Source organism: Bacillus coahuilensis m4-4 (genome assembly GCF_000171615.1).
Taxonomy (GTDB): Bacteria; Bacillota; Bacilli; order Bacillales; family Bacillaceae_K; genus Bacillus_T; species Bacillus_T coahuilensis.
Window position 1 is genome coordinate 1 of sequence record NZ_ABFU01000036.1, and the last position, 14,896, is coordinate 14,896.

Annotated in this window: 20 protein-coding genes and 3 pseudogenes; 14 read left to right on the forward strand and 9 right to left on the reverse strand. The window is 35.4% G+C overall.

The annotated features are described in order from the left end of the window. Positions 1-2: 2 nt before the first annotated feature. The 3 genes and pseudogenes from M44_RS09195 to M44_RS09205 all read right to left on the reverse strand — a co-directional run bounded on the left by M44_RS09195 (position 3) and on the right by M44_RS09205 (position 2,304). Positions 3-1,649 (reverse strand): b(o/a)3-type cytochrome-c oxidase subunit 1, encoded by a 1,647-nt coding sequence (locus tag M44_RS09195; RefSeq protein ID WP_010172901.1) that lies wholly within the window; start codon positions 1,647-1,649, stop codon positions 3-5. A 1-nt stretch (position 1,650) separates the two neighbouring features. Continuing rightward, a pseudogene (locus M44_RS21890) lies at positions 1,651-2,128 on the reverse strand (cytochrome c oxidase subunit II). A 17-nt stretch (positions 2,129-2,145) separates the two neighbouring features. Continuing rightward, on the reverse strand, positions 2,146-2,304 hold the full coding sequence (locus M44_RS09205) for a cytochrome c oxidase subunit 2A (RefSeq protein ID WP_010172903.1): 159 nt from the start codon (positions 2,302-2,304) through the stop codon (positions 2,146-2,148). 176 nt (positions 2,305-2,480) lie between these two features. On the opposite strand from M44_RS09205, the gene M44_RS28130 reads away from it, so the two are divergent. Further along, positions 2,481-2,618 carry a hypothetical protein gene (locus tag M44_RS28130; RefSeq protein ID WP_155814938.1) on the forward strand — a complete coding sequence of 46 codons (138 nt, stop codon included), beginning with the start codon at positions 2,481-2,483 and terminating at the stop codon, positions 2,616-2,618. A 37-nt stretch (positions 2,619-2,655) separates the two neighbouring features. On the opposite strand, the gene M44_RS09215 is transcribed toward M44_RS28130, so the two are convergent. Next, positions 2,656-3,111, reverse strand: coding sequence for a chemotaxis protein CheX (locus tag M44_RS09215; RefSeq protein ID WP_010172907.1), 456 nt, complete (start codon positions 3,109-3,111; stop codon positions 2,656-2,658). A gap of 172 nt (positions 3,112-3,283) precedes the next feature. Between M44_RS09215 and M44_RS09220 the strand changes: the two genes are divergently transcribed. The 9 genes and pseudogenes from M44_RS09220 (at position 3,284) to M44_RS21905 (ending at position 10,775) form a co-directional block, all read left to right on the forward strand. Next, positions 3,284-4,354 (forward strand): type III polyketide synthase, encoded by a 1,071-nt coding sequence (locus tag M44_RS09220; RefSeq protein ID WP_010172909.1) that lies wholly within the window; start codon positions 3,284-3,286, stop codon positions 4,352-4,354. Then, positions 4,354-4,911, forward strand: a complete 558-nt coding sequence (locus M44_RS21895; RefSeq protein ID WP_010172911.1) for an isoprenylcysteine carboxyl methyltransferase family protein — start codon at positions 4,354-4,356, stop codon at positions 4,909-4,911. The genes M44_RS09220 and M44_RS21895 overlap by 1 nt, the downstream gene beginning before the upstream one ends. A gap of 315 nt (positions 4,912-5,226) precedes the next feature. Continuing rightward, positions 5,227-5,403 (forward strand): hypothetical protein, encoded by a 177-nt coding sequence (locus tag M44_RS26950; protein ID WP_010172913.1) that lies wholly within the window; start codon positions 5,227-5,229, stop codon positions 5,401-5,403. Further along, complete coding sequence (locus M44_RS09240) at positions 5,372-6,196, forward strand: dynamin family protein (RefSeq protein ID WP_162013659.1); 825 nt, start codon at positions 5,372-5,374, stop codon at positions 6,194-6,196. Before M44_RS26950 ends, M44_RS09240 begins: the two co-directional genes overlap by 32 nt. Positions 6,197-6,227: 31 nt before the next feature. Continuing rightward, positions 6,228-6,890 (forward strand): hypothetical protein, encoded by a 663-nt coding sequence (locus M44_RS09245; RefSeq protein ID WP_029326817.1) that lies wholly within the window; start codon positions 6,228-6,230, stop codon positions 6,888-6,890. A 19-nt stretch (positions 6,891-6,909) separates the two neighbouring features. Further along, positions 6,910-7,494 carry a dynamin family protein gene (locus tag M44_RS09250; protein WP_010172919.1) on the forward strand — a complete coding sequence of 195 codons (585 nt, stop codon included), beginning with the start codon at positions 6,910-6,912 and terminating at the stop codon, positions 7,492-7,494. Continuing rightward, entirely contained in the window at positions 7,487-8,785 is a 1,299-nt protein-coding gene (locus M44_RS09255) for a dynamin family protein (RefSeq protein WP_237705253.1), read from the forward strand. The genes M44_RS09250 and M44_RS09255 overlap by 8 nt, the downstream gene beginning before the upstream one ends. 174 nt (positions 8,786-8,959) lie before the next feature. Continuing rightward, positions 8,960-9,804, forward strand: a pseudogene (locus M44_RS21900) (sulfurtransferase). An 88-nt stretch (positions 9,805-9,892) separates the two neighbouring features. After that, positions 9,893-10,775 (forward strand): annotated as a pseudogene (locus M44_RS21905) (5'-3' exonuclease). Positions 10,776-10,788: 13 nt separating this feature from the next. Here M44_RS21905 and M44_RS28945 read toward each other — a convergent pair. Then, positions 10,789-10,920, reverse strand: coding sequence for a hypothetical protein (locus M44_RS28945; protein ID WP_010172932.1), 132 nt, complete (start codon positions 10,918-10,920; stop codon positions 10,789-10,791). 78 nt (positions 10,921-10,998) lie between these two features. On the opposite strand from M44_RS28945, the gene M44_RS09275 reads away from it, so the two are divergent. Then, positions 10,999-11,499: a divergent PAP2 family protein gene (locus tag M44_RS09275; protein ID WP_010172933.1), complete on the forward strand. Its 501-nt coding sequence runs from the start codon at positions 10,999-11,001 to the stop codon at positions 11,497-11,499. A gap of 14 nt (positions 11,500-11,513) precedes the next feature. Beyond that, positions 11,514-11,804, forward strand: coding sequence for a DUF6123 family protein (locus tag M44_RS09280; RefSeq protein WP_010172935.1), 291 nt, complete (start codon positions 11,514-11,516; stop codon positions 11,802-11,804). A 49-nt stretch (positions 11,805-11,853) separates the two neighbouring features. Here M44_RS09280 and M44_RS21910 read toward each other — a convergent pair whose 3' ends face one another. From M44_RS21910 to M44_RS09295, 4 genes are all read right to left on the reverse strand, one after another. Further along, on the reverse strand, positions 11,854-12,534 hold the full coding sequence (locus tag M44_RS21910; protein WP_010172937.1) for a DMT family transporter: 681 nt from the start codon (positions 12,532-12,534) through the stop codon (positions 11,854-11,856). After that, a complete protein-coding gene (locus tag M44_RS29925; RefSeq protein ID WP_081447486.1) occupies positions 12,467-12,757 on the reverse strand; it encodes an EamA family transporter in 291 nt (96 codons plus the stop codon). The genes M44_RS21910 and M44_RS29925 overlap by 68 nt, the downstream gene beginning before the upstream one ends. Next, entirely contained in the window at positions 12,757-13,161 is a 405-nt protein-coding gene (locus tag M44_RS09290; RefSeq protein WP_010172938.1) for a reverse transcriptase-like protein, read from the reverse strand. The genes M44_RS29925 and M44_RS09290 overlap by 1 nt, the downstream gene beginning before the upstream one ends. A gap of 103 nt (positions 13,162-13,264) precedes the next feature. Beyond that, a complete protein-coding gene (locus M44_RS09295; RefSeq protein ID WP_010172940.1) occupies positions 13,265-13,933 on the reverse strand; it encodes a queuosine precursor transporter in 669 nt (222 codons plus the stop codon). A gap of 76 nt (positions 13,934-14,009) precedes the next feature. On the opposite strand from M44_RS09295, the gene M44_RS21915 reads away from it, so the two are divergent. Next, complete coding sequence (locus tag M44_RS21915; protein WP_010172942.1) at positions 14,010-14,594, forward strand: reverse transcriptase-like protein; 585 nt, start codon at positions 14,010-14,012, stop codon at positions 14,592-14,594. 108 nt (positions 14,595-14,702) lie between these two features. Next, positions 14,703-14,867: a zinc-finger domain-containing protein gene (locus M44_RS26180; RefSeq protein ID WP_337444075.1), complete on the forward strand. Its 165-nt coding sequence runs from the start codon at positions 14,703-14,705 to the stop codon at positions 14,865-14,867. Positions 14,868-14,896 lie beyond the last annotated feature (29 nt).

Consider the following 14,896-nt stretch of genomic DNA (forward strand, 5'->3'; position numbering starts at 1 on the left):
TGTCACCAAAGTTTATATCCCTTCGATCCTGGTGGGCCGTTTTGGATCATGTCTAGGAATGGGACGGTGTAGGCGATTAGGATTAGTGCTGTTAAGATGGTGAGCCAGATTTTCCAGTTTTCTAGTACCATTGGAGTTTCTTCCGCATGGTCTGCCACTTCACCTACAGGGAACTCTTCTTGACCTTTTGGTGCAAAGAAACATAATTGGATAAAGATATATAGTATTAAAACAATTCCTAAGAATAGGATAGATCCTCCAACAGCTTGAGCGATTTGATATGGTATCCAGTCTAATGCCTGCTGTGCATCACCATATGTTGAGAACGATGATCGTCTTGGTGCCCCTAAAAGACCTGCAGCATGCATAGCACCTGACATAATACTCATACCAATAGCCCAAATAATACCTTGAATAATTGCTAATTTATTTATTTGTGGTGTTAAAATTCTCCCTGTTAAATGAGGGATTAACCAATAAGCAATGCCGAAGAAAGTCAAGACAACAGAGGTAGCTAATGTTAAGTGAAAATGGCCAGTAACCCAAATTGTATTGTGTACTACTTGGTTCATTTGGTTAGAGGCATTAATAAGTCCACCGGCACCTGCAGGGATAAACGCTACCATTCCAATGAATGGCACAGTAAACCTTGCATCACCCCAAGGAAGTTTTCTGAACCAACCAAACAAACCTGTCGCTCCTTTAGAACGTCCAAATTGCTCAAACGTCGCAAATAAAGCAAACGCCGTCATAAGTGAAGGAATTACTACCATAAACGTTAATACAACCTGTAAGAATTTCCATCCAGCATCAATACCAGGCTCAACTAATTGATGGTGGAACCCTACTGGAATGGAGAAGAGCAAAAATAGGACAAAACTCATACGGGCTAGTGAGTCAGAGAATATTTTAGCACCGATGATTTTTGGAATGATAGCATACCAAGCCATATAGGCAGGCAGTAGCCAGAAATATACTAAAGGATGACCAAAATACCAAAATAGTGTTCGACTAACCAATACATCTACGCGTTCAACTAATCCCAGTGACCAAGGAAGAAGTTGAAATAATACAGTAGCAGCTACTCCAAGTGTTGCTACAATCCATAACACAGTATTAATCACTGCCATAAAAGTCAGAAGTGGGCTTGGTTTTCCTTTATTGGCTTTTCGGAAACGAATATATTCACTAATAATGGCAGCACCACCAATCCAACTACCGACGACAACGAGTGTTAAACCTAAATAAAAGATCCAATGTGCCATTAAGGGAGCATAGAAGGTATAAAGAACAGTCGCTTCATTGAGTAAAATCATAACAGCAGCCATTGCCGTACCAATGGTCATAACGATGAAGCCAATCCATCCCATCATTCTAGATTTGGCTGTAAATGTACCACTTGTACGACTTACTACTGCTAATTGAAATCCTAAAATAAAGAAAGTAGTTAAAACTAAACCAAGTAACACACCATGTACAGTAAGCACTTGATAGTATCCTATATTAAATGGGAGAGTATATTTTCCAGAACGTACTAATACTTGTAATAAACCCGCAAATCCTCCTAATGCAAGAGCAATGAATGCAACATACATATGAGCCATTGCAAGTTTAGCGTCACGTTTGTCGACTTGAACAAATGAATTCATCTTATTCCACCACCTTAATCATAGATTTCATCGTGTGGTGACCAACCCCACAGTATTCATTACATATAATTAAAAATTCTCCTGCTTGATCTAATGTAGTTGTATATTCACTGATATATCCTGGCTCAAGCATCATATTGATGTTCGTACCTGCCACCTCGAACCCGTGAATAACATCTTTCGTTGTGGCAATGATTTTTAAAGTCGAATTTTTTGGAATTTCAACAACTCCTGGATCATAATAAAAAAGCGGAAGCAACGAAAACAAGTTCGTAATCCCAGTCTTTTCCTTCAACTTTATGTAATCCAGGTTCGTTAAATGGTTTATACTCATCCACTCTTTCAGGATCTACGTATGCTTTCGCGCTGGGTGGTTCATGTCCTTGATGAAACGCACTAATTCCAAGAATAACAAGAAATAAGACCAATGAGCTTGTTCCAAGTGTTAACCACCATTTTTCATATTTATGCATATGCATCATGCATTCTCCTTCCCCTAAAACCGATTAATAAATAATATAAAGACAGCAACCCATGAAATGACAATGAATCCACCAAGTATTCCTACAGACACAAGAGTACCTTTTAGCGACTGTGGATCTTCACTTTTCACCTTAACTTCTTGTTGAGATAAGGGAGTTTGCGGATTTTCCATCTAAACCACTCCTTCCTTAAGAGATTGTTGTTAACACTATCATAATGTTGAAACGAGAGGAATCTGTGATAAATGTCACACCACGTAGTAGCAATTGTGATGAAAATGTGAAATCTAAAAGATAAATATGGAACAGTTTGTGTTTTGCTACATAAGGTAAATGGAAAAGGGATGAAATGAATATGAAAAGATATTACTGCAGAAGATGCTTAAAAATGCAAGCATTAAGTGGAATGTGTGATGTGTGTAAAAACGAACAGCTTGAACCTATTACAATTAAAAGTTACTATCAAAAGAAGGAATGGGGAAAATAAAAAAACGTGTCGTAATGACACGTTTTGTATAGGGTTACTATTGTCCTTCAATCATTAAAATGATATCAAGTCTTCCGGCATTTTCAATAGTAATAGGAAGGCGGATCGCTTTTTCAAAGCCATACATTTTTGATTGTCCTACAATAACAGTTGGAGGGGTAATGTCAGTAGTAATTCCATGTTTTGAAACATTCGTAGAGAAATTTCCACATATCATATTTCCAAGTTCTCCAGCAAATGATTCTAACATTTCTCCTTCTAGAGGCATTCCAAACATAATTGATCCTAAACCACTAAAAGCTTCTGTTTCACCTTCAATAATTATTCGTCCTCTTACATCTCCTGTCATACCTATAAGTACCCCAATACTATGTTGATAAAGAGGTTGATTCAAAAGTTGGGGTGAATCTACGCTTACAGGAACAGGGATAACAGACTTTACGCTTTCGATGGTACTATTTAGAACATCTGTAATGTTTTTAGTTGCGGTCATGTCGATTCCTCCAGAAATATGTCTATTATTAGTTTACCATATAAACCATTTAGGGAATAATTGATTTCACAAAAATAGTGTAAAAAATATGTGAAGAAATAACACCGTCATCTTGTTGAATAGTTTTTAAGAAGTAATGTAAAACTATGGATACAAGAACGGAGGTAACAGTATGGGAAAAATAATTGGAGTGGAGACGGCTACTCTTCATCATGTACTATCACAATCCAAGATAGAGGAATTTGCAGGACAACTATTCTCTTCTTCATTTAGAGATATTTCTAGACTATTAAAAATTTTTACTAATGGTGGAATTGAAACAAGGTACTTCGTTAATGATCTAGAATGGTACGGAGTTCCACATACATTTGAAGAGAAAAATAGACAATTTATCACTTCATCTATTCAATATGGAGTTGAAGCTATCCAAAAAATTATACATAAGCATAACGTAAAGTATGATGATATAGACGCCATTTTCACCATTTGTACGACAGGGCTCGCAACACCGAGTATTGAAGCAAGAATTATGAATCTATTACCATTTGGTGAACATACGAAAAGAATCCCCATTTGGGGTTTGGGTTGTGCAGGAGGAACAGCTGGATTAAACAGAGCGTTCGATTACTGCAAGGCATATCCAGATAAAAATGTGTTGGTTTTAACGATAGAATTATGTAGTTTAACATTTCAATATAATGATCGTAGTAAAAGTAATTTAGTTGGTACTTCGTTGTTTGCAGATGGTGTAGCATGTGCATTAGTTAGTGGGAATAAAAGCAGCCTTGTTAGAAAAGGAGATGTTTATCCTACAATCGTAGCGTCTCAATCTACATTAATGAAAAATTCTATAGATGTAATGGGGTGGGATATACAGAACGACGGATTACATGTTATTTTCTCAAGAGATATTCCTAACGTTGTTGAAAGCTGGTTTAAGCCAAACGTTATGAAATTTCTTAAAGGAAATGATCTTACTTTAGATCAATTGGACCATTTTATCGCGCATCCTGGTGGGAAAAAGGTGATTCATGCATATCAATCTAGCTTGGGGCTCTCAGAAGGTAAGCTAGAACCAACTTGGAAAATCTTACGAAAGTACGGAAATATGTCTTCTGCAACCATTCTATATGTGTTGAAGGAATTTATTGAAAAAAAGACCGTTAAAATGGGGGATATAGGTCTTGGAGTAGCCTTAGGACCAGGATTCTCTTCAGAACTTAGTTTAATGAGGTGGGAATAATGTTTCCAATCATTTTTGTATTAATTGTAGTAATTCAGCGTTTGGTAGAACTGTTTATCGCAAGACGTAATGAAAGATGGATGAAAGATCACGGTGCGATAGAATTTGGAAAAAGTCATTATGTATTAATGGTAGCAATTCATACTTTGTTCTTTGTGTTTTTAACGATTGAACTCTTTACGAAAGGCTTTAGTTTACACCGATTTTGGATTCCATTATTTTTAGTCTTTCTTTTAACTCAGATAGGAAGAGTGTGGGTTATTAAGTCGCTAGGGAAATTTTGGAATACAAAAATCATAGTCCTGCCAAATACAAATATAGTGGCGAAAGGACCATATCAGTTCATTAAGCATCCAAACTATTTAATTGTGACCGTTGAGTTACTCGTCATTCCACTTATGTTCAATGCTTATCTTACTTTGGTGATATTTGCAATTTTAAACCAGCTAATACTGTATATACGTATCCCTCTAGAAGAAAAAGCATTAAGGCAATGCACCAATTATAATGAAAACCATCACTCAAGATTTAACCCTTTCATTAAACAGAGAACCTAACGATCAGTAAGATATAGAATGGTTCAAATATGTACTTGAAAATGATTTTCATTTTTGGTAAGATTCAATTGAAGATGAATTTTATTCTCATTTGGACAATAAATTTAATGAATGGGTGGTGCTCTTATGGTGTGGGTACTCGTTGGAGCGACAATTGTTACATATGCGGGAGTAGCCCGTTATGTTTTTACAAATATCCAATCGAATTAAGAAAATACTTCTTAATAGACCTCAGACTAACTATGGGGTCTTTTTTGTTGTATTTTCATGGTAAAATGAAAGGGGTACCAAATTTAGAACTTAAGGGGAACAAGGATGATTGAGAGTAAATTGAAATCAGAAAAAGAATTATTAGAGACATTCGTTTCATTATCAAAATACTTTAATGTAGTAAAGGACGAAAGTAGATTAGAAAAAGTTAAGCTACTTTCTAAGAAAATCGCAAAACAGCATACGATTTTTGGTATTTTGCGGTCACTTTTCAGCAGGTAAATCAACCATAATAAATTCTTTAGTTGGCGATGCCGTGCTACCAACTAGTCCAATTCCTACAAGTGCAAATGTTGTTAAACTTTATAGAAATACTGTTCCGACAGTCACTATTTATCAAAAAAACCAACAGCCTGTCCAAATAGAAAAAGATTATGATAGCAGTGAAGTACAAGCATTTTGTAAAAATGGTAAGCAGATAGAACAATTAGAAATAGGACTTCCTGATTTAGATATTCCTAATCACACAATGTTTATGGATACGCCTGGGGTAGATTCCACTGATGATCAGCATCGCAAAATGACAAATCGTATGCTGCATTTATCTGATCGTATTTTTTATGTAGCAGATTATAATCATGTGTTATCCCAAGTAAATCTTCAATTTTTATCTTCTTTAAATAATGAGAATGTTCCAGTAGTCCTAATTATTAATCAAGTAGATAAGCACAACGAAGAAGAGCTACCTTTTAAACAATTTAAGCAGAAATTAACGGAACATTTAGCTGATTTTTCAATCAACATAGAGAGAATATTTTATACCAGTATGAAATATGAGCGTCATCCTCATAATCAAATAGAAGAGCTAAAAACTTATGTAGACGAAAAAATTTATTCTCATAACACTTTGAATCTGCCTGGCAAGCTTAATAGCTTGATAGCTGAGCATGAAAAATGGTTGCAGGAAGAGTTAGAAGCTAAATTAGCGTATTCAGAGGAAGTGCTAGAGTCATATACTAAAGATGATTTACAAGCCATTATCGAATCCTTTGAGAAGTGGAAAACAAAGAAATGACGAAAGTTATCTAAACCATTGGAAGAGTGAAATGGTTAGTATATTAAAGAAGACAGCCGAACAAGCTTATATATTCCCTTATGATGTGCGTAAACTTGCTGAAGACTTTTTAGTTTCATTAGAGAGAGACTTTAAAGTTGGTCTGTTTTTTTCTAAAAGCAAAACATATGAAGAAAGAGAGCACAGAAAAGAACAGTTTATTCTAGCTTTACAGAGTAAGGTCGATAGTGAAGTGAATTGGCATATAAAACAGGTTCTCCAGAAACAATTAAATGAAAAACAAATAACAGACCAAACGCTTATACAAGAAGTTCAAGAATTTGACATTAAAATCGTAGAGAGCATCGTACAAGATGCACAGAAAAAAGGAGCACTTTTGTCAGGAGAATACATTCTTCACTACTGCGAAATAGTAAAACAGAGCATTATAAAGATGTCACTAGAAAAAGCAGAAAGTATCTTATCGAAGATGGCATTATTCATTCATCATACAAAACAAGAATTCAGTCAAATCGATATCATTAACACTCTAAACGAGTCAAAGACGATTAAACATGAATTCATGAGTAAGCGTGATCAACTTCATCATATACTAGAGAGCAATGGAAGCGAAGCAGATGCTGAAGAGGTGATAAAGCTGTGGTTGCAAGAGGATGTGCCCCTCAAAATTAACAAAACTGGAAATGGTCAATGAGGATAAGAGTGTTAAGATTTTGGATAACATTCCTTCTCATTCTAGTAATCAACACACAAAAGAGACCTTACAAAAGTTAAAAGAAATTGACCTCGAGCTTAGCGAATTGCCAGCTTTACATGATACCAAGAAACTAATTCATGCTCAGCTTGAGAGGTTAGAAAATCAGCAATTTACGGTTTCACTATTTGGTGCATTTTCAGCTGGGAAAAGTTCTTTTGCCAATGCACTACTTGGTAAAGAAGTATTACCGGTCTCACCCAATCCAATGACGGCTTCCATTAGTAGAATTCATCCTGCGACTGATGAAGCGCTGGATGAAACCTGTGTCATTACCTTTAAAAATCAAGATCAATTATTAGATGATTTAACCCAAGCTTATCAAAAAGTTGGCATGATCATACAGTCCGTTGACGAAGCATTCTCTCAAGTGGACGTTGCTTTAAAGACGTGTGAACGAGAGGCTAAAACGTTTTTTACAGCTTTTAAAAATGGATATGTTAATAACCGATCCCACATTGGAAAGGAATTGGAAGGGAATTTAGAGACGTATCGACAATATGTCTCTAACGAAGAACATGTCTTTTTTTGTAGAAATGATTGATTTATACATTGAAAGTACTTTAGGTCAAAAAGGGATGACTTTAGTGGATACTCCTGGGGCAGATTCCATTAATTCAAGACATACAGACGTTTCATTTGATTATATTCGGAATTCAGATGCGATCCTATTTGTGACTTACTATAACCATCCATTTTCAAAGGCGGATCGAGAATTTCTCATTCAGTTAGGGCGAGTCAAAGAAACATTAAACAATAAAAGTATGTTTTTTATCTTAAATGCCATTGATTTAGCGGAAAATGATGAAGAACTGACCTTTGTTAAAGAGTATGTAGCTAGAGAATTAGTAAAATTTGGTATTCAAAGTCCGTCTATTTATGGAGTTTCGTCAAGAGAATCTCTAATGAATTTACGAAATGGTTCTAGATTAAATAGTCAGATGAAGAAATTTGTATCGGTATTTGAGCAGTTTATAGAACAAGATTTACAGGAAGAAGCTCTTTTACAAGGGGAGAGATATTGGAATTATGCAATCAAACGCATGGAACAAGTAATTGAACAGAGCAATCAATCGGAAGAAGACAAACGTCAAAAAATTCTTGATGTTAAAGTAAAAAAAGAAAAAGTAATGGACTTGCTCGAACAAGAATCTGTTCAACCAATCATCAATCAATTGCCTATTGAATTACATGAACTTCTTTATTATGTTAAGCAGAGAGTATTTCATCGGTTTGGTGATTTCTTTAAAGAGGCCTTCCATCCAAATTTATTCTTATCTCGTGAAAAGAAAACCATTCAAAAGGATGCCATGGAAGATCTATTAGCGTCGGTTGGTTATGATTTAGCTCAGGAATGTAGAGTCACTCAACTTAGATTAGAAAAATATATCAAGGATCAATTGAAGGTGAAATGGGATACCATTGAACGTTCAATTGCAAACATAGCCCCAGACTTTGTCCTCACAACAAATAAATGGGAGGAAGTATCTTATATTACAATACCGAAAGCATTTACAGAGCTTAACTGGAAGCAGTTTGAAAAAGATATAACATATAAAAACTCAAAATCATTTTTTGAAAAAGGCGAAAATAACCTAGTGAAAGAAAAGCTCCAGGTTCGTTTTAGTAACTTGTCCAATCAATATCTTGATCCTATAGAAAACGTATTAAATGAATGGGCGAAAGAACTTCTAGATGAAAAATGGTTACAGTGCAAAACAATGATTATTCAAGAAATTGAGGGCCAATACCAGTCGTTAGAGTCTTCTTTAACAGAGACGATTCAGCCTACCAAATATTTAGAAGCAATGGATCGACTTCTGAGGCTGCGATGAAAAATAACCGATTTCACGTGTGTGCAACATGTGTTCATTTCAAAGCTGAGAGGATAAACGGTCAAATGAAATATCACTGCACTAGGTTAGGGTTTGATACGAACCCTTCCTATGTTTTTAACTGCTGGAATCCCAAGTCGTATATCCAACTGTTAATAGAGAAGGAGAAATAATATGAATAGTAGCTTTATCCAGGCGGACGATTTATTAAATTCTATTGACTTTGATTATGTCAAAATCATAGACTGTCGCTACAATTTAGAAGATAAAAGTAAAGGGTTGAGATTATACAAAAATTCACATATTCAAAAGGCAATCTTTTTCGATTTGGAGGAAGATGTATCTGGACCCACCCAACAAAATGGTATAGGTGGAAGACACCCCTTACCTTCTAAAGAAAAGTGGGAAAAGACACTCTCTGAGCATGGCATTAGAAATGAAGATCATATCATCATTTATGATTCTGGAGAACTAGCCTATTCAGCAAGATGTTCTTGGTTATTTCAGTTCTATGGACATAAAAAAGTTCAAATACTTGTTGGAGGTTTCACCTCTTGGAAAGAAAAAGGCTTTCCTGTTACAGATCAAATGGAACGGACGAAAGTTTCCACGTACCAAGCAGAGCCCCGTCTAGAGTGGATCGTAACGATGGATGAAGTAAAAGAGATATCTAATGGAGAAAAAGAAGGAATCCTCCTTGATTCAAGAGCAGAGGATCGATATAAAGGCATAGTAGAACCCATGGATCGTATTCCTGGACACATTAAAGGAGCAGTGAACGTTCCGTGGATGTTGGCTGTAAAAGATGGAACACTAGATGAACCTGACAACTTGAAAAACTCTTTCGTGACATACCTAAAAACCAACAAATCGTTGTATATTGTGGTTCTGGAGTGACGGCTATCCCTAATGTGTATGCCTTAGCATCAATCGGATACAATAATGTTATATTATATCCTGGAAGCTACAGTGATTGGGTATCAGACTATTCGAATGAAGTAGAAAAAAACGAAAGCTAAAGTCATCTTCTAAATATGATATACTTAGAATCTAAGTAGATTTGAGGTGGATATATTGAAAGATAAACATGTACTCTTAATAGATGGAATGGCGTTGTTATTTCGTTCTTTTTTCTCAACAAGCGTTACTGGACAATTTATGATTAATTCTAGTGGCATCCCGACAAACGGGGTTCAAGGTTTTTTAAAGCATACCCTGTTAAGTATTAAAGAATTTAATCCTACACACGTTGCAGTTTGTTGGGATATGGGATCTGTTACGTTCCGTAACGATATGTTTGATGGGTATAAATCCAACCGAGATGCACCACCTGTTGAACTACTACCTCAATTTGATTTTGCAAAGGAATCAGCTGAGGCACTTGGACTATCTAACATTGGGGTAGTAGGATATGAAGCGGATGATTGTATTGGGACTCTAGCCAAAGGTTATTCGAAGGAGGTTAAAGTCTCCATATTAAGCGGTGATCATGACTTATTGCAGCTAGTAGATGAGCATATTAACGTTCATATATTAAAAAAAGGATATGGTCAATACAGCACCTACTCTAAAAAAGCTTTTATAGAAGAGAAAGGAATTACTCCTAGTCAATTCATTGATGTTAAAGCTTTTATGGGGGATACTAGTGATGGATATCCTGGAGTTAGAGGAATCGGTGAAAAAACTGCCACAAAGCTCATTCAAGAGTACGGTTCCATTGAAGGTGTATTAAATAACCTTCATTTGTTAACCAATGCACAACAAAGAAAAATTAAACGAAAATTTAGATATGCTTCACTTATCACGGCAGCTTGCTGAAATCTATTGTGAAGTTCCATTTCCAGATGTATGGACCCCTTCCATCTGGAACGGCGTGTCATCTCTATTTCATGATTATGTGCTAAAACATGAACTACGTACGGTAGACCGATTTCTTTCGACTAACTTTCAAATAAATAAAGGAAAACCTAGCCTAATTGAAATCAATTAGGCTATATTTCTCTCTATTTTGTATTGAGCTTTTTAGCAGCTTCTTCTAAACGACTTTTAGAGTTAGTCTTAACTTGATCAGGTTGACTGCCACTAGGACTAACACTAGCGTGTTGGCCTTTATTTTTATTGTTTCCCTTAGTCATATCGATCACCTCCACCCCTTTAGTATGTCCTTAGTAGACATGAAAATCTCTACTAAGGGCAAAATAGACATAGGAGGGATGAAGGTGAATAAAAGTATACATGTTGCTTTATTAAGCATTTTGACTGCACAGTTACTAAAAATTCCAATTCATTATTTGAAAACCGGAAAATGGAATCCAAATGTAATGATTCAAACTGGCGGGATGCCGAGCTCTCATTCAGCAGGTGTCTCTGCATTAACGACATTTATAGGGTTAAAAAGAGGGATATCCACGATTGATTTTGCCCTAGCTTTCGTTTTTGGGATTATTGTCATGTATGATGCACAAGGAGTTAGGAGACAAACTGGTGAACTCACATTAAAAGTAAATAATTTAGATGAATTTGTAAGAAAGACGCATGAACATGAAAAAATTCCTTTTGAAACAACCAATACGATGCCCTTAAAAGAAATGCTTGGTCATAAGTTAGAGGAAGTTATTGGAGGAGCTTTACTTGGAGTCGTTTTAGGCAATCTAGGGCATTTATTTACAAAAAAAGATAGAAGGGCAGCCTCAAAACGTGTAAAATATAGGTAGATATTGTCGAATGGGTGATTGTATTGGACTGTACGAAGTTAACCACAGAATCATATTTGTTGTATTTACACGATAAGGGCTTCCGATTTAATGATGAAAATATTGCATTTATTTACTTTGGACGATCTTTAACAAATGCTTCAGAAGCAATTGTAAATCTTTCTATTGAACTGACAATAATGTCAAAAAAAACTTTTGATGGGAGTTATTATATTTCCATTTTAGAAACTTTATTAGACCACAGAATCACAAATCGAAAAGCAGGGATAAAGCTAGCCTATGACAAAGGAATTTTAGTAGGGTAGCCAAAAGAGAGAAAATCTGAACAATCATAATCAGATCTTCTCTCTTTTTTTATGATGTATTTATACTTATCATGTTTAACTTTAATTCTACAACGAGCATTCCAAACAAAATGAAAAGGCATCCGATTAGTTGACTCCAAGTTAAAACTTCTCTAGCAAAAAGTATCCCAGTGAATGCAGCAAAAACAGGCTCCATAGCAAAAATAATGGCCACTCTTGTAGGAGTAGTAAATGTTTGAGCCCATGTTTGCACGAAAAAAGCTACAGCGGTTGCGAGAATGCCAGTAATGATTAAGGCCAAAATAACAGAAGGTTGTTGATAAACTTTCCATTCTACTAACAATGAAGGAGATTCAAAGAACAAGACACCAAGGAAACTCAATACTAATACGGTAAATAGCTGGATAAGAGTTAGGTTCAGCACATCATGCATAGAGGCAAACTTGTCAGTATAAAAAATTTGAAAAGCAAACCCAAAAGCACATATTAAAACGAGAATATCTCCAAGATTTACAGATGCTTCAGTAAGACCTGATAAGAAGAAAAGTCCCATAAGTGATAATATGGCCCCAATACATGTTTTGAGCGATACTCCTTTTTTAGATAGGAAGAAAGCTAAAAATGGGACAATGATTACATTTAATCCAGTTATAAAACCAGCTTTACTTGAAGACGTATAGAGTAATCCAAAGGTTTGAAATGAAAAACCAAATAAAAATGGCCGTCCCAATAATACATCCATGAAGGAGTAAAGACTTTGTTAGATAAAGTTTTTTAGTTGGTAGTAATTGAATAACAAAATAGAGTAGAATGCTCGCAATTAAAAACCTGATGGTTAAAAAAGAAAAGGGTGGAAATGTGTCCACTGCATTCTGAACAAGTACAAAAGTTGTGCCCCAAATAAATGAGACACATAATAATAATATGTCCGCAATGATGGATCTTTGTTTCATCACGCGTCTTCTTCTGCCTTAGATAGCCTTATAGCTTTACGTGATAAATCATCTGCGACTAAATTCTCTTTACTCGGAACCCATTTAACAAAAAATAAGGGGTTGCGGCTTAACACTTGTTGAATTGAAAGGAAAATTTCACGATATGTAGGATTCTTTACAAATTCCTTCTCAATGGCACGAGCAACTGCTTGGGAGTCTGTACGAAATGAGACCATATCGTATCCCTTTTGTTCACATATCTCGACTGCTTGTAATAATGCAAAAAACTCCGCTTGATGATTATTCATTATACCAAGTGGAATAGAATAACTTTCAGATTGCTGGCCATTTCGAATATGAACTCCAGCCCCACTGTGACCAGGATCACCAGCACTTGCTCCGTCTATATACACCTCGATCATGATTCTTCACATCCAATATGTACAATATAATAATACTGTTAAGTGTAAAACAAAAAGGCAAAAGCTTCAATAAAAAAACGCCCTTAGCGGGCGTGGACCTTCATTATTCAGGGAATTTTTTAGCAATGTATCCAAAAGGAGTATCTAATAAGGCAACAATCCACTTTAAAATATACGTAGTTATAAAGATTTGAAGCCAAATATGAAACTCATAGCCATAGAAGGCAATGGAAGTAAAAACAAGAGTATCAATCAATTGACTAATCATCGTACTACCATTGTTACGAATCCAGAACTGAGAATCTTTTGGAAAGTGTTTTTTTAGAAAAGAAAACACGTACACATCAGACATCTGACTCACAATATAAGCAGCTAAACTCCCTAATGCAATTTGTGGAATTAACCCAAAAATAGTTTCCAATGAGCCTTGCGCAAAGTCTTCAGGATGTGGGGTAAATTGAATTGCGAGTTGCATTACAACAATCATAATAAGCAATGTAGAAAAACCTAACCAAACCGCTTTTTGCGCATCTTTCTTCCCGTACTTTTCATTGAGTAAATCTGTTGCCAAAAAGGCAGATGCATACATGGTATTCCCTAATGTAGCAGTTAATCCAAAGAGTTCTATTTGCTTAACTACCTGAATATTTGCCAATATAGTGGCAATACCGATCCAGGTAAACAATCCCATTTTGCCAAACAATCGATAAAAGGCGAGAAATAAGGTAAAATTAATGATGATGAATATGAATCCGAATATGACTGTACTCATAAAAACCTCCATTTAAAAGAATCATATTGTATTATACATGTCCTAACCTAAAATACAAGAAAAAGAGGGTATCATCATGCAATTAAAAATTCACTATGTATTTAAGTCAAAAAACATCCAAGATGTATGGTTTGAATCAAGCTGGATGAATAACCATTCGATTGTCACAATGATAGATGAAATTGAACGAACCGGCCGTGTTCAAGAGCTTAAAGTAATAGACGAATTAGGGCATGAATGGAGTAAAAAGGAATTTTTTAAACTGAATAGGAAGCTTAACGAAGAACCAGATGATATCACCATCTTTTTTGATGGTGGGTGGATGAAAGAGGAAAAAAGGGCAGGTATCGGATTTGTTATTTATTATCAAAAAAGCGGAGAACACTTTCGAATTCGACAAAATGGACAGTTAGATTTCTTAGAAGATAATAATGAAGCTGAATATGCTGCCCTTTTTGAAGCTTTAAAAATAATTGAAGAAATTGGTGTGCATTCTAAAAAAATATCAATTAGAGGCGATTCTCAAGTGGTCCTGAATCAGCTAGTAGGCGAATGGCCATGCTTTGAAGATCACTACAATCGTTGGTTAGATCGGATTGAAGAAAAAATAAAAGAAAATGCAGCTGATATTGGATGTAGAAGTGATTCCGAGAAAAGATAACGTTGAAGCGCATAAATTAGCCTCACAAGCATTAGAACAAATTCCAATATCCAGTCATAAAGTCATTTAACATATAGAAAGGAATGAAGGGGACTGAATAGAACAGAGATTATTAGAAAAATTGATGAAGTGGTCACAAATTATTGCGAAGGTTGCTTCGTTAAAACACAATTAAGAAAAGATTTTGGAAAAACTCATGCTCATAGATTTTGTATACAATCGTGTACAGTTGGTGAAAAAGTCCAAAACCTCGGAGAAAAACTATCTCAGTAGAAAAAAGGGGAGGCAATTTGCCTCCCCTC

Bases quoted from the DNA above. Each gene is read 5' to 3' on its own strand.
- M44_RS21895 (WP_010172911.1), top strand. From the start codon at position 4,354: ATGTTTCCAATCATTTTTGTATTAATTGTAGTAATTCAGCGTTTGGTA.
- M44_RS21915 (WP_010172942.1), top strand. From the start codon at position 14,010: ATGCAATTAAAAATTCACTATGTATTTAAGTCAAAAAACATCCAAGAT.
- M44_RS26950 (WP_010172913.1), top strand. From the start codon at position 5,227: ATGATTGAGAGTAAATTGAAATCAGAAAAAGAATTATTAGAGACATTC.
- M44_RS28130 (WP_155814938.1), top strand. From the start codon at position 2,481: ATGAATATGAAAAGATATTACTGCAGAAGATGCTTAAAAATGCAAGCA.
- M44_RS09275 (WP_010172933.1), top strand. From the start codon at position 10,999: ATGAAGGTGAATAAAAGTATACATGTTGCTTTATTAAGCATTTTGACT.
- M44_RS29925 (WP_081447486.1), bottom strand. From the start codon at position 12,757: ATGAAACAAAGATCCATCATTGCGGACATATTATTATTATGTGTCTCA.
- M44_RS09205 (WP_010172903.1), bottom strand. From the start codon at position 2,304: ATGGAAAATCCGCAAACTCCCTTATCTCAACAAGAAGTTAAGGTGAAA.
- M44_RS09255 (WP_237705253.1), top strand. From the start codon at position 7,487: ATGATTGATTTATACATTGAAAGTACTTTAGGTCAAAAAGGGATGACT.
- M44_RS28945 (WP_010172932.1), bottom strand. From the start codon at position 10,920: ATGACTAAGGGAAACAATAAAAATAAAGGCCAACACGCTAGTGTTAGT.
- M44_RS09220 (WP_010172909.1), top strand. From the start codon at position 3,284: ATGGGAAAAATAATTGGAGTGGAGACGGCTACTCTTCATCATGTACTA.
- M44_RS09290 (WP_010172938.1), bottom strand. From the start codon at position 13,161: ATGATCGAGGTGTATATAGACGGAGCAAGTGCTGGTGATCCTGGTCAC.
- M44_RS09215 (WP_010172907.1), bottom strand. From the start codon at position 3,111: ATGACCGCAACTAAAAACATTACAGATGTTCTAAATAGTACCATCGAA.
- M44_RS09195 (WP_010172901.1), bottom strand. From the start codon at position 1,649: ATGAATTCATTTGTTCAAGTCGACAAACGTGACGCTAAACTTGCAATG.
- M44_RS09295 (WP_010172940.1), bottom strand. From the start codon at position 13,933: ATGAGTACAGTCATATTCGGATTCATATTCATCATCATTAATTTTACC.
- M44_RS09245 (WP_029326817.1), top strand. From the start codon at position 6,228: ATGGTTAGTATATTAAAGAAGACAGCCGAACAAGCTTATATATTCCCT.